The following is a 19,731-nucleotide window of genomic DNA, read 5'->3' on the forward strand; positions in this document are numbered from 1 at the left end:
TTCCGCCGCCCGGACTGCGCCAGGTGCCGCCTCCTCCCGCCTTTCGCGACCGCCGCGATCGCTCTAACGATGGCCGCCCATGCTTTTTCCCCCCGCCTCCTGTCAGCGCCTCGTCGTCAAGATCGGCTCCGCGCTGCTCGTAGACCCGGCGGGATCGGTGCGCCGCACGTGGCTGGAGGGTATCGCCGCTGACGTCGCGGCCCGCGTGCGTGCTGGTCAGCAGGTGGCGATCGTCTCGTCGGGCGCGATCGCGCTCGGCGCGCGCCGGCTGGGGCTGGCGCGTGGGGGCCGGGCGAGCCTGGAGGATGCGCAGGCCGCCGCGGCGACGGGGCAGATCGCACTCAGCCGGACGTGGGCGGACGTGCTCGACGCGCAGCAGATGACGGCGGCGCAGATGCTCGTGACGCTCGACGATCTCGAGGATCGCCGCCGCTACCTCAACGCCGCGGCGACGCTCGGCCGGCTGCTAAAGCTCGGCGTGGTGCCGATCATCAACGAGAACGACAGCGTTGCCACCGCCGAGATCCGCTTTGGCGACAACGATCGGCTGGCGGCGCGCGTGGCGCAGGTCGCGGGCGCGCACGGCGTGCTGCTGCTGTCCGACATCGATGGGCTGTACGATCGCAACCCCTCCTTGCCCGGCGCGACGCATATTGCGGAGGTGTCGAAGATCGATGCTTCGATCGCGGGCATGGCCGATACGGGATCCGCCTCCGGCATGGGATCGGGCGGCATGGTCTCCAAGATCGAGGCGGCGCGGATCGCGACGGGCGCAGGGGTCGCGCTGGCGATCGCCTCGGGTCGGGTCGATCGGCCGCTGTCGATCGCGGGGCGCCACACGATGTTCCGGCCGGAGCGGCGCTCCGGCGCGCGGCGCGCGTGGCTCTCGGGGCGATTGACGGTGAAAGGGACGATCCGCATCGACGCCGGCGCGGCTAGCGCGCTCGCCGCCGGGCGCAGCCTGCTGGCGGCGGGCGCGACGGCGATCGACGGGCGGTTCGTGCGCGGTGACGTGGTCGCGATCGAGGGGCCAGCGGGGGTTATCGCACGCGGCCTGGCGGAATATGACGCGGCGGAGGTGACGCTGCTGCTCGGCCGGCGGAGCGAGGAGCACGAGGTGCTGCTCGGCTACGCCCCGCGCGCGGCGCTCGTCCACCGCAACCACATGGCGCTGCTGTGATCCTGGCGATCACGGGGGGCACGGGCTTCGTCGGGCGGGCAACAATCGCGCGCGCGCTCACCAACGGCCACACGGTACGCGCGCTCGCCCGCCGCCCGCAGCCGGCACGATCAGGCGTCTCCTGGATCGCAGGCGCGCTCGACAATCCCACCGCGCTCGAAGCGCTGGTCGACGGGGCGGACGCGGTCTTGCACGTGGCCGGCGTGGTGAACGCCCCCGATCGTGCCGGCTTCGTCGCGGGCAACGTCGCCGGCACGAAGGCGATGCTGGCGGCGAGCGGCACGCGCCGCTTCGTCCACGTCTCGTCGCTGTCCGCGCGCGAGCCGCAGCTGTCGAACTACGGCTGGTCGAAGCGCGAGGCCGAAGCCTGCGTGATGGCGAGCGCCGCGGACTGGACGATTGTGCGGCCGACCGGCGTCTACGGCCCGGGCGATACCGAGTTGCGCGACATGTTCCGGCTCGCCCGCGCGGGGCTCGCGCTGCTGCCCCCTCCCGGGCGCGTCTCGCTGATCCACGTCGACGATCTCGCGCGGCTACTCGTCGCGCTCTCCGAGCGGCCGGGGGAGCGCGCGGTGTACGAAGCGGACGACGGTAACGCGTTGACGCATGCCGCGCTCGCCGCCGCGATTGGTCGCGCGGTCGGCCGCCGCGTGCTGCCGCTGCACCTGCCAAGAGCATTGCTGCAGGTCGGTGCCCAGCTCGACGGCGCGATCCGCGGTGCGGGCGCGAAGCTGACGTCCGATCGGGTCGGCTATCTGAGCCATCCCGACTGGACCGCGCACGCGGCGTGCCGGCCGCCGGCTGAGCTCTGGACGCCATCGATCGCGCTCGCCGACGGCCTTGCGGAGACCGCGCGCGCCTACGACATCGGGCGCTAGCACTCAGTTCCGCACGCGGCGACCACGCTTCCGCCGCATTCGATTGGCACCCCCGCCGCGAGCAGCTAAGGACCGGGCATGAGCGACCGCGACAGCATTCTCGACACGATCAAGAGCCAGATCGAACCCTTCAACAAGAAGGGCGCCACCGTGACCGAGGCGACGACGTTCCAGGGCGATCTGGAATGGGATTCGCTGACGGTGATGGATTTCGTTGCTGCGATCGAGGACGAGTTCGACATCATCATCACGATGAACATGCAGGCCGAGATCGAGACGGTCGGCCAGCTCGCCGATGCTGTCGCCAAGCTGAAGGGCTGATCACCACCAACCGCCGTTCGCCGTCCGCATCGCCGAGTGCGGATGGCAAAGGGTTCGGGAGCAGGCCTAGATACGCTCGGCCTTCCCCGCCCGGACGGGTGAAGGAATGAGACGATGACCGAGACCGGCCTCCAGGCTGAAACGCTGCCTCTCGATCCCGCGCCCGCCGCGGCTGAGCGCGACCTGTTCGACAAGTTCGATCCCTTGATCGCCGAGCGCCAGGCGCTGCGCGATTCGGGGCTGCGCGATCCGTTCAGCATTGTCATGGAGGAGGTGAAGAGCCCCACCGTCGCGACGATCAAGGGTCGCGAGACGATCCTGCTTGGCACCTACAATTACATGGGCATGACGTTCGATCCCGACGTGATCGCGGCGGGCAAGGCCGCGTTCGACCGCTTCGGCAGCGGCACCAACGGCAGCCGCGCACTGAACGGCACGTTCCACGACCATATGGAGGTCGAGCAGGCGCTGCGTGACTTCTACGGCACCACCGGCGCGATCGTCTTCTCGACCGGGTACCAGGCGAACCTTGGCGTGATCTCGGCGATCGCGGCGAAGGGCGAATATATCATCCTCGACGCCGACAGCCACGCCTCGATCTACGACGGTTGCGCGATGGGCAATGCCGAGATCGTGCGCTTCCGCCACAATTCGGTCGAGGATCTCGACAAAAGGCTCGGCCGGCTCCCCAAGGAGCCGGGTAAGCTCGTCGTGCTGGAGGGCGTCTACTCGATGCTCGGCGACATCGCGCCGCTCAAGGAAATGGTCGCGGTCGCCAAGAAGCACGGCGCGATGGTGCTGGTCGACGAGGCGCATTCGATGGGCTTCTTCGGCCCCAACGGCCGGGGCGTCTACGAGGATCAGGGGCTGGAGGATCAGGTCGATTTCGTGATCGGCACCTTCTCCAAATCAGTCGGCACCGTGGGCGGCTTCTGCGTGTCGAACCATCCCAAGTTCGAGATCCTGCGCTTCGTCTGCCGCCCTTATATCTTTACCGCCAGCCTGCCGCCCGCGGTGGTCGCGTCCGCCGCCGCGTCGATCCGCAAGCTGATGCACGCGCACGACAAGCGCGCCTCGCTGTGGGCGAATACGCGCCAGCTGCACGCCGGGCTCAAGCAGCTCGGCTTCCGCCTGCCGACCGAGACGCCGGAATCAGCGATCGTCGCGGTCGTGCTCGACGATCAGGAGCAGGCGGTGCGCATGTGGCAGGGGCTGCTGGAGGCGGGGCTGTACGTCAACGTCGCGCGGCCGCCGGCGACGCCCGCGGGGATGTTCCTGCTGCGCTGTTCGGTGTGCGCCGAACATACCAGCGCGCAGATGGCGCGCGTGATCGAGATGTTCGCGGCGGCCGGGCGCGCCACCGGGGTGATCGGCTGAGCGCCGGCGGGGGCGCGGCTTTTGTGGCCATCGGCGATCTGATATAGCGCCGGACCGTGGACGCGGACGCGAATTGGGACGCCGCCGGGGGGCAGGCCTGGGCCTGGCGCACCATCACGCTGGTCGTGATGGGCATCCTAGGCGTGGGCGTGCTGGTCGCGCTGATCCTGACGCTGGGCGAGGCCAATCGCCAGCGCGACCGTGCGATCACGCTCCAGTCGCACAGCTACGACGTGATGATCCTGTCGCGCACGCTAGCGGGCACGATCGCGCGATCGGAAGCCTCGCTCGGACGCTACGTCATTTCGGGCGACAAGCAGCTGGGCCGGCTCTACTATGAGGATTGGCGGCGCGCCGGCGATCAGCTCGCGCGGCTCGAGGCGCTGACGCGCGACAATGACGAACAGCAGCCGCTGATCGATCGACTGCGCGACGCCTATCGCTCGCGCGGCGGCGAACTGTCACTGACGGCGCTGTCGACCAATTACGGCAAAAACGCGCAGGCGCTGTCGCGCTACTATCAGTCGCGCAAGGCGGCCTCGCTGGCCGAAATCAACGACGTGCTCGATTCGATCATCGCGGGAGAGCGCCGGCTGCTCGATCGCCGCACGCGCGCGGCGATGGCGCTGGTCGATCGGTCAACGCGCGCGGCGTTCGTGCTGTCGGCGTTCGGCGTGCTGCTGCTGCTCGGCGCGATCGCGCTCGGCTGGTTGAGCGTCACCGCGCTGACGGAGCGTGCCACGGCGCGCGCCGAGGCGGATGCGGAGCGCGCGCGGGCGGAGGAACTGAGCCGCGCGGTCGCCGCCGCGACCGACGAGCTGCGTGTGCAGGAGGCGCGGCTGCGGCAGGTGCAGAAGATGGACGCGGTCGGCCAGCTGACCGGCGGCATCGCGCACGATTTCAACAACATGCTTGCGGTCGTGATCGGCGGACTCGAGCTGGCGCGGCGCGCCGCCGCGGCGGGGTCGGGCGAAGTCGACAAGCATCTGGCGAGCGCGAGCGAGGGGGCCAATCGCGCCGCCGACCTGACGCGCCGCCTGCTCGCCTTTGCGCGCGAGGACGCGATCAACCCAGAGCCGATCGAGGTCGGTGCGCTGATCGCCGGGATGCGCGATCTGATGGATCGCACGCTGGGGGACGGCATCCGCGTCGAGATCGTCGATCGCGCCGCCCGCGCACGTGTGCGCGCCGATCGCGTGCAGTTGGAGAACACGCTGCTCAACCTCGCCGTCAACGCGCGCGACGCGATGGAAGGTCGGGGTACGCTGACGATCACCGCCGCGGTCGAGCATGCCGAGGCGGCCGAGTTCCTCACCGTTGCGGTGGCCGATACCGGCTGCGGCATGACGCCAGAGGTGGCGGAGCGGGTGTTCGAGCCGTTCTTCACCACCAAGCCGGTCGGCAAGGGGACCGGGCTCGGGCTCAGCCAGATCTTCGCCTTTGTGCGCCAATTGCATGGTGAGGTGACGATCGATACTGCGCCCGGCGCGGGCACGGTCGTGCGGATGAAGCTGCCGCGTGACACCAGCGCCGCCCCGCTAATCGCGGTCCCCGCGGCTGACCATGCCGACGAGCCGGCGGTCGCCGCGCTGACGGTGCTGGTGGTTGAGGATGATCCCCGGGTACTCGCCGCGACGACCGGAGCGCTGGAAGAGCTTGGCCATGAGGCGATCCGCTGCGACGATCCGCTCGAAGCCCCGGCGCTGCTCGCCCGCCATCCGCACGTCGATCTCATCATCAGCGACGTGCTGATGCCAGTGCGGACCGGGCCCGAGATGATCGCCGCGCTCGATCCCAGCCACGCGCACGTCGCGGTGCTGTTCGTCACCGGCTTCGCGGGCGAAACCAACGAGGCTGGGCTATTCAACGGCCATCACGTCCTGCGCAAGCCGTTCACGCTGGTGGGGCTGGAACGCGCCATCGCGGAAGCACTGTCGCGCGCACGGCCCGAGGCGCCGCATCGCATCGCTGCCGAGTAGCCGCGGCGAAGCGCGGTCGGCGTGCGTAGGGGCTGGCGCGCGCACGCGGCTCGCCTATACCGACGCTCCCGCCCCACAAAGGAAGCCGCCGCGCCGCCGCCCATGAAATCGATCGACCGTTACATGGCCCGGCTGATCGCATTGCCGCTGTTCTCGACGCTGATCCTGTCGGCGATGCTGCTGGTGCTCGACCGCATGCTGCGGCTGTTCGATTTCGTCGCGACCGAGGGCGGGCCGGTCAACGTCGTGTGGAAGCTGCTCGCGAACTTGCTGCCCGAATATCTCGGGCTGGGCATTCCGATCGGGCTGATGCTCGGCATCCTGCTCGCCTTTCGCCGGCTGGCGACCTCGTCCGAACTCGACGTGATGCGCGGCGTGGGGATGAGCTACGGACGGCTGCTGCGCGTGCCGTACATGTACGCGACGGTACTCGCACTCGCGAACCTCGCTATCGTCGGCTACATCCAGCCGCGCGCGCGCTACGCCTACGAAGGCTTGCGGTTCGAGCTGCGCACCGGTGCGCTCGGCGCGTCTATCAAGGTCGGCGAGTTCACCCATCTCGGCGATCGGATGACGCTGCGGATCGAGCGCAGCCGCGACAAAGGGCGCGAGCTGTCGGGCATCTTCGTGCGCGCGCAGACGCCAAAGGGCGACTGGATCGGCGTCACGGCGCAGCGCGGGCAGTTCCTCGCCACCGACGATCCCAATACGATCATCTTCCGGCTGACCAACGGCACGCTGATCCACAACCGGCCCGAATTCGCGACGCCGCGCGTGCTGACGTTCAGCGCGCACGATCTGCCGATCGACCTCCCGCGGTTCGAGAGCTTCCGTGCGCGCGGTGGACGCAATCTCGAATATACCATTCCCGAGCTCGCGCGGCTGGGGAAGAGCGGTAGTAGCGAGCAGGCGCGCGACAGCAGCCAGGCCGAACTCTATTTCCGCCTGGCGGAGGTGCTGACGATGTTCCTGCTGCCGCTGCTGGCGGTCGCGCTCGGCGTGCCGCCCAAACGTTCGACCTCGGCGCTCGGCGTCTTCCTGTCGATCGTGATGGTCGTCGCCTATCACAAGGTAAACCAATATGCCGCGTCGATCGGCGAGCTAGGCCGGGTCGATCCGTTCATCGCCCTGTGGACGCCGTTCGCGATCTTCGCCGGGCTGATCGTCTGGATGTTCTACACGCTCGCCTATGTCCCCGGGGGGCAGCCGATCGGCGCGCTCGAACGCGTCGCGGGCAAAGCGCTGAAGGCGATCACGCGGCGGCTGCCCGGACGCCGCCGTCGGGAGGCGCGCGCATGACCTCGTTCTTTCCCTCGCGTACCGTGTCGCTTTACATGGGGCGCATGTTCCTGACGCGCACGTTCGGCATCCTTGCCGGGCTCGTGCTGGTGCTCCAGGCGCTCGATCTGCTCGGTGAATCGGGCAAGATCCTCGCGGTGCCGGGCAACGGGGACGCCGAAGTGTGGCGCTACATGTCGCTGCGCGTGCCCGAGATCATTGCGCGCTTCCTGCCCTTCTCCGTCCTGCTCGGCACGATCCTGACGCTGATCACGATGAACCAGAACAGCGAGATCGTGGCGCTCAAATCCTCGGGCATGTCGGCACACCAGGTGCTCGCACCGCTGATCCTCGCCAGCGTCGGTGTGGCGGTGCTGAGCTTCGCCTTCAACGACCGGATCGTCGCGCGTGCCACCGCGACGCTCGATCAGTGGCAGAAGGTGAATTATGGCGCGCTGCCGATCGATCGCGGCGATCGCGGCAACGTGTGGGTGCGCACGGGCGACGATCTGGTGCAGGTCGATCAGATCAAGGGGCGCGGCGATGCGGCGCAGCTCGGCAGCATCACGCTGTACGAGCGCGAAGGCGGCAGCCTACGCGGGATCGTCACCGCCCCCACGGGTCGACGCAGCGGCGACGGTTGGGCGATCGGCCCGGCACGCCGCTTCGACGTGGCGAGTGGCAAGATCAGTCAGCTGGGGACGACGGTGATCGCGCGCGGCGTGACGCCCGATCAGTTCACGCTGGCGACGGTCGATGCCGACGGCCTGTCGTTCCGCGCGCTCAACGCCGCGATCGACGATCTCGCCGCGGCCGGGCGGCCGACCAAGGCGCTCGAGGGCGCGCTATGGCACAAGCTGTCGGGGCCGCTGTCTTCGGTGCTGATGCCGCTGCTCGGCGCGGTCGCGGCGTTCGGTATCGCGCGATCGGGCAAGCTGTTGGTCCGCGCGGTGATCGGCATGGCGCTGGGCTTCGCCTATTTCGTCGCCGACAATTTCGCGCTCGCGATGGGCAATCTCGGCGCTTACCCGCCGTTCCTAGCGGCGTGGGCGCCCTTCCTCCTGTTCCTGCTGATCGGCGAAGCGGTGCTGCTGCGCACGGAGGAATAGCGCCTCAGCGCGGCAGCATCGTGCTCCGCGCGATCTTGGCGACGAGCCCCGGCATTCCGGCGTAGCTCGCGCGGTGATACGGCGAGGCGGGATCGAGCGCGGCGCTGATCCGGCGATGCGCCTCACCCAGCGCGTGATACGGTACGCCGGGGATCAGGTGGTGCAGCGCATGGTAGCGCAGTCCGACCGGTGCCCACAGTGCGGGCAGCGTCGCGGGCGGCGGCACGTTGACGGTGTCGAGATACTGGGCGGTGACGGTCATCGCCTCGCCCTCGTTCTCCCACAGGTGCGCAACCAAGGTACGCAGTTGGTTGACCACCGCTACGCTCGATGCGACCGCGATGACGATCGCGAAGGTCCGCAGCGGCATCGTGCCGCTCGCAACAAGCGCGATCAGCGTCATCGCCCAGACCGCGCAGGCCGCCTCAATCCGGTTCCACTGCGCCCTCGCCGCGCCCTCAGGCATGCGGCGGCGGAAATGCGGGTTGATCGCCAGCGCGGAGTAACGCTCCACCACGACGCGGCGCAGCGGCGGCACAATCACCGACAGCGGGGCGAGCACACCGAAGCGGACGATCAGCGCAATCGGCGCCAGCGCCGCGATCAGTACGAATAGCGGCAGCGACCACGGCTTCATCAGCGCGAGCGGCAGATATTCGGGATCTTCCGACGTGCCGTAGCGCGTGCGCGCGTGATGGAGGTTATGTACCCCTTCGTACATGAACGACGGCACCAGCATCGGCACGCCGATCAGGGCGTTGTAGCCGGTACGGAAGCCCGGCAGCGATGCATGTTTCACGTGCGTCAGCTCGTGGATGAAGCTCATCCCGCGATAGAGCGCGAGCATGGCGATTAGCGCGGCGAGCACCGTCGCCCACAGCGGCGTCGCGACGATCGCGACAACCAGCGCAGCGTATCCAACGACGGCGGAGGCGACGAGATCAGCCCAGTAGATCGCCGGGCGTGGCGCGGAGAGGTCGCGCGTCAGATCAGCCGCCGCCTTCAGCATCGCACGGTCGTCGGCGATCGGCGATCGCGGCGCGGCCGGCGCGGCACCCGCACGGTCGAGCGTCATCGTATTCATGGCTACAGACATAGACCAAAGATAGTGGCGAGAGCGTGACAGCAACAGACCCGGCGCGCGTGGAAAGGCCGCTCGCCATGATCGCCTGCGGCGATTACACGGCGACACATGGCAGCTGCGATCACCATCCGCCCGATATCCTCCAAACGCGACCGCAAGACGTTCGTCGACCTGCCGTTCCGCCTATATCGCGACGATCCCAACTGGGTGCCGCCGCTGAAGGGCGAGGCGCTGGGGCTGATCACGCCCGAGAAAAACGGCTGGTACAGTCACGCGAAGGCACAGCTCTTCCTTGCCGAGCGGGGCGGCCGCGTCGTCGGCCGGATCTCGGCGCATATCGACACGCTGGCGCAGCAGATGCCTGCCGCGCAAGGCTTCGGCCACGGCAGCGGCCAGTGGGGGCTGATGGAGGCGGAGGAAGATGATATCTTTCGCGCGCTTCTCAACAAGGCGGAGGAGTGGCTACGCGCGCAGGGCGTGACGCGCGTGCTCGGCCCCATTTCGCAATCGATCTGGGAGGAGCCGGGCCTGCTGATCGAAGGCTTCGATCATCCGCCGACGGTGATGATGGGGCATGCGAAGCCCGCCTATCGCGGCTGGATCGAGGCGGCGGGATATCACCCGATCAAGCAGGTGATGACCTACGAGCTCGACATCCGGCCCGATTTCCCACCGATCGTGCAGCGGATCATCAAATCGGGCGAGAAGAACCCGCGGATCGTCGTGCGCGAGGTGGACAAGCGGCGCTTCGACGAGGAGGCGGCGATCATCCTGTCGATCCTCAACGATGCGTGGGAAGCCAATTGGGGCTTCGTGCCGCTGACCCCGCCAGAGATCCGGGACGTGGGCGTCAAGCTGAAGCCGATCGTGTTCAACGACCTGATCCGCATCGCCGAACTCGACGGCAAGCCGGTAGCGTTCATGATCACCCTGCCCGATCTCAACGAACCGCTGGCAGGGCTCAACGGCTCGCTGCTGCCGTTCGGCTGGGCGAAGCTGCTCTTATGGCTGCGCAAGCCGAAGGTGCGCACGATGCGCGTGCCGCTGATGGGGGTGGTGAAAGAGCTGCAATCATCGCGCATGGCGAGCCAGCTCGCCTTCATGATGATCGAATACATCCGGCGGGCGTCGGTGACGCGCTACGGCGCGACGCGCGGGGAGATTGGCTGGATTCTCGACGACAATCAGGGGATGCGCTCGATCGCCGAGACGATCGGCAGCCGCGTCAACAAGACCTATCAGATCTACGGCAAGGAATTGTAGCCGAGGCGCCAATGCCGTTGAGGGTGAGCAGCGGCGAGCGCAGTCGAGACAGCAGATGCCGGAACGCCGGGGTGGCGGGCGGGGCGCTGCGGCCCCGCTTTCCTTCCGCTGCCGGGGCCGCGATGCCCCGGCGTCAGCATCAACTCATCGTGGGTCGTGCTTTCGTGGTATTGCAGCGCCACTCAGCGCGCCGACAGCGGGTCGGTGCCCTGCGCGACCCAGACGGCGCGGGTCTGGCAGGTCTTGCGGGCGATCGGCGTGCCGCTGCGCGTGTCGACGATGCAGACGCGGCGGTTGTCGCTGCCGGGCTCGAGATCGCTGGCCGACTGGGTGACGGCGACCTGATCCGACGAGGGGGCAACCGGTGCAGCAGCGGCGGTGCCAAGAGCAAGGGCAGCGGTGAGCGCGAAGAGGGTCATAGCATAGTCTCCTGGTCGGGCGGGGCTTGAGTGCGCCGCCTGCCAGATGCTTTGCATCGAGCGTGCCAGTTTTCTGATGCTTGTTATTTCAATGACTTAGCCCGACCAATATCCCCACGAGGCTTTCCGCCCGGTGCGATACGCCAAATGCCGGCGCATCTTGCTACGCCATGGGTGTCCGCAACCGAACGGCATGCACAATGCTGTCCGTAGCCGCACGCTGCGCCCCCGCTATGTCGACGCACACGAGCTTTCTTGTGGCGCCCCCGGACCATGACGACGAACGCCGCCGCGGCGTCGTTCAGCGCAGGCGCACCCAAGTCGGCGCGTGGTCGCTCGCCTTCTCGCGGCCGCGATAAGCCTTGTCGACTCCGGCCTCGATCAACCGGTCGGCGACAGCAGGCGACAGCAGCAGGTGATCGATGCGGAACCCCGCATCACGCTGCCACGCGCCCGCCTGATAGTCCCAGAAGGTCCACACGCGCCCGGCGGGATGCCGCACGCGCAGCGCATCGGTCCACCCCTGCGCGAGCAGCGCGCGGTAGCCGGCGCGGCTCTCGGGCTGCATCAGCGCATCGTCCGCCATCGCGCGCACCGAAAACGTATCGTCGTCATTGGCGATGACGTTGTAATCGCCCGCGAGCACCGCCGGCACTTCCGCCGCCAGCAGGACGCGCGCACGCGCCGCGAGCCGTTCGATCCAGCGCAGCTTGTAGTCGAACTTCGGGCCGGGCTGCGGATTGCCATTCGGCAGATAGATCGACGCGACCGTTAGCCCGTTCACCTCGCATTCGAGATAGCGGCTGTGATCGTCCTCGGGCTCACCGGCGAGGCCGCGCTGCCGCTCGACGGGATCAGCGCCCTTGGCGAGCACCGCGACCCCGTTGAACCCCTTCTGCCCGTGCCACACCGCACCATAGCCGGCGGCGCGAATCTCCGCCTCGGGGAAGGTCTCGTCGCTCGACTTGAGCTCCTGCAGACAGACGATATCGGGCTGCTGCTCGGCGAGATATTCGAGCAGGCGCGGCAGGCGCGCCTTGATGCCGTTGACGTTGTAGGTGACGATCTTCACGCCACGCTGCTTACACCGAGAAGCTGGTGCCGCAACCGCAACCCGATGCCGCGACGGGATTGTCGACTCGGAACGCCGCGCCGCCGAGCGATTCGACATAGTCGACCGACGCGCCGCGAACGAGATCGAGGCTGATGTCGTCGACGACCAGGCGGACGCCATCGGTTTCGGCGATCGTGTCGCCGGCCTCCGGCGCGGCGGCGAACCCGAATTTATACTGGAAGCCGGAGCAACCGCCGCCCTCGACCGACAGGCGCAGGATCGCGGGCTTGTTCTGCTTGGCGGCGATCGCCGCAACCCGCGCGGCGGCAGACGTGGTCAGCGAGATATCGGGTGCGAGCGTTGCCATGGCGTCGAGATAAGCGCGCCCTGCCCCGCCCGCAACCGGATCAGAGGCCGTCCTGCGCCGCCGGGCCAGTCGCCGAGACCGGGATCTGGCCGACCGAACGATCCTTCGCCGCGAGCAGGTAATCCGCGGTGGTGAGGAATGGCACCGGATTGACCGCATGGCCGTCGATGCGGACCTCATAGTGGAGGTGCGGGCCGGTCGAACGGCCGGTCGAGCCCATCAGGCCGATGATCTGCCCGCGACGTACCCGGCCGTTGGCAGTGACGATGATCTTCGACAGGTGGCCGTAGCGGGTGGCGATGCCCTTGCCGTGGTTGATCTCGACCATGTTGCCGTAGCCGCCCTGGCGCTCGGCGTGGCTGATGATCCCGTCGGCGGTGGCGTAGATCGGCGTGCCCGTCGGGCCGGGGATGTCGACGCCGGCGTGCATCGCCGCCGAGCCGCGGAACGGATCGCTGCGGATGCCGAAATTGCTGGTGAAGCTGAGGTGCTGGACCGGCTGGACCGAAGGGATCGCGATCACGCCCTGCTCGAGCGTATCGAGCTTCTTCCAGGTCATGAACAGCGACCGGAACTGAGCGTCGGCGCTGAGATCGGCGGTTGCCTCGGCGCTCGCCGCCGGGATCAGCGGGCCGCCCATCGCCGCGCTCTGCTTCACGATGCGGTCGGGACGCAGCCCGAGCTTGCGGATCTCGCGCGTCGCCATCGCGTAGCGCTGCTGCAATTGACGCGTGGCTTCGCCGGCGAGCGTCGCCTGACGCTGCTCGAGCTTGCCGAACGGCGCCACGACATAGGCGGCGAGGCGATCGTCGGTTGGCTGGAGCTTGAGGGTCGCCAACGCGAGCTTCTTCTCGTCACCCTCGCCCGTCAGCGCGGCGGCGAGCAGCGCCTGACGCTGCTCGATACGCGCGGCATGCTGCTCGGCGGTCTCGCGGATCGTCGCGACGCGCGCCTGCATGCGCACCAGCTTGCGCTCCATCGTCGCGAGGCGCTGCTCGCTTTGCACCGGAGCAGCGAGACCGGCAGCGACCGCTGCGTCACCAGTTGCGCTTGCTGCGCCGTAGCCGGCGAAGGCAACGACAGTAGCAGCCACGCCCGCTGCCAGACTCTGGGACACGCCGCCGAGGCGGATCCGGCGGATCGACTGGCCATCGTGGAAGATCACGTGCCGCGGGGCGAACACCGCACGGGCGCCGGCGGCAAAGCGGTTAACAGACGCGGTAAAAATCTTGGTCATCGAACCCCGGACGAAATCGTTGCAAACGACGTACGCCGAGGCGACCCGACGCGCTTAATTCCAATCACTGGTCTGGATTGCGGCCCCCCGCATCCCGACGCGCCATTACTGGGCCCGGCCCGGCGCTTTAGGCAAGGTCGGCGTAGAATTCGCGCGTCAGGCCGGCAGAGTCGCGCGCCGAGCCGTTGAACGGCGCTTTCACAATGCCGCGAAACCGCGCCAGGATGAGCGACCGCCAATGCGCGACAGGAGCGAATCCGTTCGCCTCGCACGCGATCGCGAACCACTTGGTGCCGAAGCCGACGTGGCGGATCTCGTCGTGGTAGATGCGCTGGAGGATTCGGGCACTGGCCACGTCGCCGGCCGCGACGAACCGCTCGACTGTTGCCGGCGTGACGTCGAGCCCACGCGCTTCGAGTGCCATCGGCACGACCGCGAGGCGCGCGACCACGTCGTCGCTCGTCGCATCCGCCGCTTCCCACAGCCCGGCGTGTGCCGGGAGCGCGCCGTAGCCGCTGCCGAGTGCGCGCAGCCGCCGGTCGAGCAGCGCAAAGTGGATCGCCTCGTCGGCACCTACCGAGATCCAATCGTCGACGAAGCTGCGCGGAAAAAGCGCTCCGAAACGCCCGACAAGATCGAAAGCGAGATCGATTGCGGTGAATTCGATGTGCGCCAGCGCATGGAGCAGCGCGATCCGCCCGCGCTCCGATCCTGCCTTGCCGCGTCGTGGCATCCTCCCCGGCGACAGCAGTTCGGGTCGATCTGGCCGCGCGGGCGCGGCGGGCATCGCCGTGTCGAAGCAATGCGCGAGATAACCCTGCCGCCAGGCCCGTGCCGCGCGCCGCGCCGCCTTGATCTTCGCGGCGGGCTCGGCGGTTTCCAGCACCGTGCGCGCCGCTGCTGCGACACTAGGCGATGCGATCGTCACAGTGCGCGAGCAGCCTCGAGCACCGCGGCGGCGTGGCCGGGCACCTTCACCTTGCGCCACGCCTGCACGAGCGCGCCGTCGGAACCGAACAGAAAGGTCGATCGCTCGATTCCCATATATTGCCGGCCGTACATCGATTTCTCGACCCATACGCCGAATGCGGTGCAGGCAGACCCATCCTCGTCACTCGCCAGCGGCACGGCGAGATCGTATTTGGCGGTGAAGTTGGCGTGACGCTTGGGCGTATCGCGCGAGATGCCGAGCACGCCGACTCCCGCATCACGGAAATCATCGATCAGCGCAGAAAATTCCTGCGCCTCGCGCGTGCAACCGGCGGTATCGTCCTTTGGATAGAAATAGATGACGATCGGGCGCGGCTGATCGTGCAGGCGCAGGGGCGCACCGTCAGTTGCGGTCACCGTCACGTCGGGCAGTTGGTCCATCGGTCACTTCCTTCCACGCGTCGATCACCTCCTGCCGGGCCGCATCGAAGGCCGCAACCACCGCGTCCCAGTCGGGCAGGCCGAGCGCGCGGGCGATCAGCGCGCGGGTCGCCGGCGCATCGGGGGCCGCTGCGTCGGGCGCGACGAGGCGTAGCGTGACGATGAGCCGTGTGAGCAGATCGTGCGCCTCGGCAATCCGGGATGGTAGGCCGAGCGCCGCGATCGCCTGTGTCAGATCGGGGTGGAAGCCGGTGCGGCGCGTCAGCTGCGCGACATGGACGGCAAATTCGAGATCGACGAGGCCACCGGGCAGCAGCTTGGCATCGAGCGCGCCCGCGGGCGGCTTGTGCGCCGCCATCTCGGCACGCATCGCGATCGCATCCGCGACGACATCGCGCTGCGGCCGGTCGCCGGCAAGCACATGGCCGATCACGTCCGTCACCGCATCGCGCGCCGATCGCGTGCCGAACACGACGCGCGCGCGGGTGAGCGCCATATGTTCCCACGTCCACGCGCTCTCACGCTGATACTGCGCGAACGACGCGAGGTTGACGACTAGCGGCCCCTGCGTACCAGACGGCCGCAGCCGCGTGTCGATCGGGTACAGCGGCCCGGCCGCGGTCGGCACCGACAGCGCCGCGGTCACGCGCTGCGCGAGCCGGTTGTAGTAGAGCGTCGCGCCGAGCGGCTTGGCGCCGTCCGACTCGCCCGCGAAATCGCCGGTGAAGAGGTAGACGAGATCGAGATCAGACGCGTGCGTCAGCGCGCCGCCCCCGAGCCGGCCGAGCGCGACGATGACGAACTCGCTGTCGGGCACGTGGCCGTACGCGCGCGCGAATTCCGCGATCGTGGCCTCGGTCAGCACGGCGATCGCTGCTTCGGCGACGCGTGAATAGCCGGCTGCGACTTCGAGTGGGTCGGAACTGCCCGCCACGATCTGCGCGCCAAGCGCAAAGCGGCGATCACCGACGACACGGCGCACGTGCTCGAGCTGCGCCTGATAGTCCGCGCCGCGCTCGCGCAGCGTCATCTCTCGCGCGAGATCGCCGACATCGCCGACCGGATCGAAGGCGGAAGCATCGATCAGCCCGTCGAGTAGATCGGGGCGCCGCGCCAGCTCGTCGGCAAGCGTCGTCGCGTGGCTGAGCAACTGCGCCAGCAGCGTCGCGAGTGCCGGGCGCGCTTCGAGCAAGCGAAAGATGTTCACCGCGCTCGGCAGTCGTTCGAGCAGGCGGTCGAGGCTCAGCAACACCGCCTGCGGCACGGCTGCCTCAGCGAAGGCCGAGACGAGGCCAGGCAGCACCGCCTCGAGCGCCGCCTGCGCCGCGGCGCTACGCAGCGCAGGGTAGCGCGCCGCACGCCACGCCGCGATCCGCGCCGCGGCTCCTTCGGGCGCATCGAAGCCGAGCGTGGCGAGGTGCGCCGTCAGGGTTTCCGTGTCGAACGACAGGCCGGCGGGCACGGGCGGCGCGAGCCGATCGAAGATCGCCGCGACGCGCGTGACGTGCGGACGAAGGTGATCGAGCAGCGCGGCCCCGTCCACGCGCCCATCGAGTTGCGAGACGCGGTCGAGCGCCGCACCGGTCGGCAGATGATGCGTCTGGCGATCGTCGATCATCTGGACGCGATGCTCCGCCGTCCGCAGCGCGACATAGGCGTCGATCAGCGCCGCTGCGTCGTCGGGCGCGATCCGCCCGGCGTCGGCGAGCGCGCGGAGCGCGGCGCGGGTGTCGGCGACGCGCAGCGCCGGCTCGCGACCGCCGTGAATCAGCTGGTGGATCTGCGCGAAGAATTCGACCTCGCGGATGCCGCCACGGCCGCGCTTCAGATCGTACCCCGGGCCGAATGCCTGTCCTTGCGCGTGATGATCGCGGATGCGGCGGGTGATCGCGACGATCTCACCGATCGCCCCGAAATCGAGGCTGCGCCGCCAGATGAACGGCCGGATGGCGTCGAGGAACGACTTGCCGAGAGCGATGTCGCCTGCCGCAGCTCGGGCGCGGATGAACGCGGCGCGCTCCCACGGCAGCGCCTGCGATTCGTAATAAGCGATCGCCGCGTCGATCGGGAGTGCGATCGGTGTCGCTTCGGGACTTGGACGGAGGCGCAGATCGACGCGCAGGACGTAGCCGTCACCATCGGGCTGTTGGAGAAGCTCGATCACCCGTCGCCCGATCCGCACCGCCGCATCGACCGGCTCTTCGTTGGCGCGGTGGGGCAGCGTTTCGGGGTCGAACAGGAAGATCGGATCGATGTCGGACGAATAGTTGAGCTCGCCGCTGCCCTGCTTGCCGAGCGCGATTGCGGCGAAGCCACGCGGCTCGGCATCGGGATAGCGTTCGGTGATCGCCGCCGTGATCGCGCGATCGAGTGCGAGATCGGCGAAGTCGCTCAGCGCGCGCGTGACGCCCGAAAGATCGAGGCAGCCTGCGAGGTCGCCGATCGCGACCTGAAGCGCGAGGCGCCGACGTGCGAGTCGCAGGGCCCGGGGGAGCGGCTCGGCGGGGTCGATCTCCACCGATCGCGCCACGGTCGCCGCAGAAAAATCAGGCTGGCGGCGAAGCAGCATCGCGAGAAACGGGGCGTGCAACGAGGCGCGGTCAATCGCACCGGCGACAGCAGCAGCCTCGCATTTTTTGCTTGACAAAATCCCAATAGCCATTCCGCGACGAAACCCTTCCCTCGTCGCGACGTTCTATCGCCCATGATGAGCAGTGACCATAAGACGCAGAATGCGCCGGCTGCCGGATATTTCGTCCGCCGGCCGCGTGCTACCGACGCACTTGGAGAGGCGCTACGGCGTGCTTACGGCGACGCGCGCCGTTCGCCGCCGGAGCTTGAGAGCTACCTTGCCGATCTAGATCACGCGACCACGCACTAGCTCAGCGGTCGCGGCTGAGCTCGTCGACTTCGTCCATGATTTCGTCGAGCGTCGCCTTGGTACCGACGACGGTGTGATCAGTCCGCGACGTCATGTCGCTGCCGCTCATCAGATTTTCCAGCGCGACGCGGCCGCGTGCGACGCGGCTCTTGATCGTGCCGACCGCGACGCCGCAGATCTCCGCCGCCTCTTCGTAGGCAAACCCGCCCGCGCCAACGAGGATCAACGCCTCGCGCTGCGGTTGCGGCAGATGAAGCAACGCGCGCTGCATGTCGGCAAGCTCGACGTGCTTGTCCTGGCTTGCCGGCGCGGCGAGCAGGCGATCGGCGACGAGATCGTCCCACTCGCCCTTGAAGCGCGCGCGGCGCATCTGTGACAGATACAGGTTGCGCAGGATGATGAAGGTCCAGGCGCGCATGTTGGTGCCCGCCTGGAAACGCTTGCGCGCAGCCCACGCCTTGAGCAGCGTTTCCTGCACCAGATCGTCGGCGAGATCGCGGTTGCCCGACAGCGAACGACCGAAGGCGCGAAGGTGCGGGATAACCTGCGCCAGCTGCGCCTTAAATTCGGGATCGGATAGCGCGACGTGCTCGACCGGCGCATCGACGGCCGCGACATCGTCGCGCGGTTCAGCTTGCGTCATGTGTAGTCGATCATTCCCCGCGCCGGGCGTTTCCGACGTTGTATTCGCAAGATAGGTGGAGCCAGCCCGATTTGCCAGCCGGTCGGTCAACATTGTCGAGCAGCCTTACTGCCGCGCGAACAGCAAGGCCGCAAATATGACGATCACTAGGATCAGCGAGATCGGGAGGATGTAGCGCGTCATGTGCGGGGTCGATCCCGCACGCGCCTCATCGGTGGTGACTTCGACCCGTTCGTTTTCATTCGCCATAATCGCTCAACCCCCCAACACCGTTTTGGCTCCGTATCGATTGATCACGCGCTCGGCGTGGTCGACTGGTCGAAGAACAGCGCCTGGCTGATCGCCGCCTTTACGGTGGACCGCTGGAACGGCTTGGTGATGAGGAAGGTCGGCTCCGGCCGCTCGCCGGTCAGCAGTCGCTCCGGGAAGGCCGTGATGAAGATCACCGGCACCTGGAATTCGGCGAGAATGTCCTTCACCGCATCGATCCCCGACGAATCGTCGGCGAGCTGGATGTCGGCGAGCACGAGACCGGGACGATCCTCCATCGCTAGCGCCACCGCCTCGTCGCGGGTGACGGCGACGCCGGTCACCTCATGGCCGAGATCGCGCACGATCGTCTCGATATCCATCGCGATGATCGGCTCATCCTCGATGATCAGCACGCGGGCGCGCGTCTGGTTCTCGATCTCGGCAAGTGCGTCGGCGACCAGCGCCTCTACCTCGGACGGCGTCACGTCGATCAGGTATGCCGCATCCTCGGTAGTGAAGCCTTCCATCGCGGTGAGGAGCAGCGCCTGGCGCGACAGCGGCGTCATCCGCGCAAGCCGCGAGCGCGCAACCGCTTCCTGATCGTCGACCTCGCCCGGGTCCGCCTGCTCGTCGTCGTTGGTCGAATTCCAGATCGCCTGAAACGTCCGGTAGAGCCCGAGCCGGGGATCGACGTCGCGCGGGAATTCGCCCGGCGCCGCCACGATCGCCTCGAGCGTCGCGCGAACGTACTTGTCGCCGTGCGACTGGCTGCCGGTCAGCGCGCGGCCGTAACGACGAAGAAAAGGCAGGTGCGGTGCGAGCTGTTGTCCAAGCGACATGAGACGGAAAGACTCCCTTGAAAGTATCGGCCCGACAGCTGCCCGCCGGCCGTGATTGATCAACTCCGTCGATGACCCCCGCAGGCGACCCGACCCCCGATGATGGTATTCATCGCCGGGCATGGAACAATCGAAGCGCTTTTTGGTTTCACCGTCGCTGGCACGCCCTGGCGGATCGGTTCATGGGCCCATATTCGGC

At 68.1% G+C, this 19,731-nt stretch carries 19 protein-coding genes; 8 read left to right on the forward strand and 11 right to left on the reverse strand.

Translation table 11 applies throughout. The features are described from left to right. Nucleotides 1-79 precede the first annotated feature (79 nt). From proB to lptG, 7 genes are all read left to right on the forward strand, one after another. Nucleotides 80-1,180 carry a glutamate 5-kinase gene (gene proB, locus B7L05_RS15150; protein WP_085811108.1) on the forward strand — a complete coding sequence of 367 codons (1,101 nt, stop codon included), beginning with the start codon at nucleotides 80-82 and terminating at the stop codon, nucleotides 1,178-1,180. Further along, on the forward strand, nucleotides 1,177-2,058 hold the full coding sequence (locus B7L05_RS15155) for an NAD(P)-dependent oxidoreductase (protein ID WP_085811109.1): 882 nt from the start codon (nucleotides 1,177-1,179) through the stop codon (nucleotides 2,056-2,058). The genes proB and B7L05_RS15155 overlap by 4 nt, the downstream gene beginning before the upstream one ends. A 78-nt stretch (nucleotides 2,059-2,136) precedes the next feature. Continuing rightward, on the forward strand, nucleotides 2,137-2,379 hold the full coding sequence (locus B7L05_RS15160) for an acyl carrier protein (protein ID WP_085811110.1): 243 nt from the start codon (nucleotides 2,137-2,139) through the stop codon (nucleotides 2,377-2,379). Between the two features lie 114 nt (nucleotides 2,380-2,493). Continuing rightward, entirely contained in the window at nucleotides 2,494-3,756 is a 1,263-nt protein-coding gene (locus B7L05_RS15165; protein ID WP_085811111.1) for an aminotransferase class I/II-fold pyridoxal phosphate-dependent enzyme, read from the forward strand. 128 nt (nucleotides 3,757-3,884) lie between these two features. Continuing rightward, the gene (locus B7L05_RS15170; protein WP_085811193.1) at nucleotides 3,885-5,735 is read left to right on the forward strand and encodes an ATP-binding protein; all 1,851 of its coding nucleotides are present in this window, start codon (nucleotides 3,885-3,887) and stop codon (nucleotides 5,733-5,735) included. Between the two features lie 123 nt (nucleotides 5,736-5,858). Continuing rightward, entirely contained in the window at nucleotides 5,859-7,034 is a 1,176-nt protein-coding gene (gene lptF / locus B7L05_RS15175; RefSeq protein WP_085811194.1) for an LPS export ABC transporter permease LptF, read from the forward strand. Further along, entirely contained in the window at nucleotides 7,031-8,122 is a 1,092-nt protein-coding gene (gene lptG, locus B7L05_RS15180; RefSeq protein WP_085811112.1) for an LPS export ABC transporter permease LptG, read from the forward strand. The genes lptF and lptG overlap by 4 nt, the downstream gene beginning before the upstream one ends. Before the next feature lie 4 nt (nucleotides 8,123-8,126). On the opposite strand, the gene B7L05_RS15185 is transcribed toward lptG, so the two are convergent. Then, nucleotides 8,127-9,206, reverse strand: coding sequence for a fatty acid desaturase (locus B7L05_RS15185; RefSeq protein ID WP_085811113.1), 1,080 nt, complete (start codon nucleotides 9,204-9,206; stop codon nucleotides 8,127-8,129). Between the two features lie 108 nt (nucleotides 9,207-9,314). Here B7L05_RS15185 and B7L05_RS15190 point away from each other — a divergent pair, with 108 nt between their 5' ends. Beyond that, nucleotides 9,315-10,469 (forward strand): GNAT family N-acetyltransferase, encoded by a 1,155-nt coding sequence (locus B7L05_RS15190; RefSeq protein ID WP_085811114.1) that lies wholly within the window; start codon nucleotides 9,315-9,317, stop codon nucleotides 10,467-10,469. 182 nt (nucleotides 10,470-10,651) lie between these two features. On the opposite strand, the gene B7L05_RS15195 is transcribed toward B7L05_RS15190, so the two are convergent. From B7L05_RS15195 to B7L05_RS15235, 10 genes are all read right to left on the reverse strand, one after another. Continuing rightward, nucleotides 10,652-10,888 carry a hypothetical protein gene (locus tag B7L05_RS15195; protein WP_085811115.1) on the reverse strand — a complete coding sequence of 79 codons (237 nt, stop codon included), beginning with the start codon at nucleotides 10,886-10,888 and terminating at the stop codon, nucleotides 10,652-10,654. 301 nt (nucleotides 10,889-11,189) lie between these two features. Next, a complete protein-coding gene (gene xth / locus B7L05_RS15200) occupies nucleotides 11,190-11,960 on the reverse strand; it encodes an exodeoxyribonuclease III (protein WP_085811116.1) in 771 nt (256 codons plus the stop codon). A gap of 10 nt (nucleotides 11,961-11,970) precedes the next feature. Then, the gene (locus tag B7L05_RS15205) at nucleotides 11,971-12,309 is read right to left on the reverse strand and encodes an iron-sulfur cluster assembly accessory protein (protein ID WP_085811117.1); all 339 of its coding nucleotides are present in this window, start codon (nucleotides 12,307-12,309) and stop codon (nucleotides 11,971-11,973) included. Nucleotides 12,310-12,349: 40 nt separating this feature from the next. After that, nucleotides 12,350-13,546, reverse strand: coding sequence for a M23 family metallopeptidase (locus B7L05_RS15210; protein ID WP_085811118.1), 1,197 nt, complete (start codon nucleotides 13,544-13,546; stop codon nucleotides 12,350-12,352). 127 nt (nucleotides 13,547-13,673) lie between these two features. After that, nucleotides 13,674-14,474, reverse strand: coding sequence for a ferritin-like domain-containing protein (locus tag B7L05_RS15215; protein ID WP_085811119.1), 801 nt, complete (start codon nucleotides 14,472-14,474; stop codon nucleotides 13,674-13,676). Then, nucleotides 14,471-14,917 (reverse strand): peroxiredoxin, encoded by a 447-nt coding sequence (locus B7L05_RS15220; protein ID WP_085811120.1) that lies wholly within the window; start codon nucleotides 14,915-14,917, stop codon nucleotides 14,471-14,473. Before B7L05_RS15220 ends, B7L05_RS15215 begins: the two co-directional genes overlap by 4 nt. Continuing rightward, on the reverse strand, nucleotides 14,880-17,486 hold the full coding sequence (gene glnE / locus B7L05_RS15225; protein ID WP_085811121.1) for a bifunctional [glutamate--ammonia ligase]-adenylyl-L-tyrosine phosphorylase/[glutamate--ammonia-ligase] adenylyltransferase: 2,607 nt from the start codon (nucleotides 17,484-17,486) through the stop codon (nucleotides 14,880-14,882). The genes B7L05_RS15220 and glnE overlap by 38 nt, the downstream gene beginning before the upstream one ends. Before the next feature lie 313 nt (nucleotides 17,487-17,799). Next, the gene (locus tag B7L05_RS15230) at nucleotides 17,800-18,441 is read right to left on the reverse strand and encodes a sigma-70 family RNA polymerase sigma factor (protein ID WP_085811122.1); all 642 of its coding nucleotides are present in this window, start codon (nucleotides 18,439-18,441) and stop codon (nucleotides 17,800-17,802) included. Between the two features lie 105 nt (nucleotides 18,442-18,546). Then, nucleotides 18,547-18,690: a hypothetical protein gene (locus B7L05_RS17525; RefSeq protein ID WP_179187237.1), complete on the reverse strand. Its 144-nt coding sequence runs from the start codon at nucleotides 18,688-18,690 to the stop codon at nucleotides 18,547-18,549. Nucleotides 18,691-18,734: 44 nt separating this feature from the next. Further along, entirely contained in the window at nucleotides 18,735-19,532 is a 798-nt protein-coding gene (locus B7L05_RS15235) for a response regulator (RefSeq protein WP_085811123.1), read from the reverse strand. Nucleotides 19,533-19,731 lie beyond the last annotated feature (199 nt).

The organism is Sphingomonas sp. TZW2008 (genome assembly GCF_002117915.1).
GTDB lineage: Bacteria > Pseudomonadota > Alphaproteobacteria > Sphingomonadales > Sphingomonadaceae > Sphingomonas.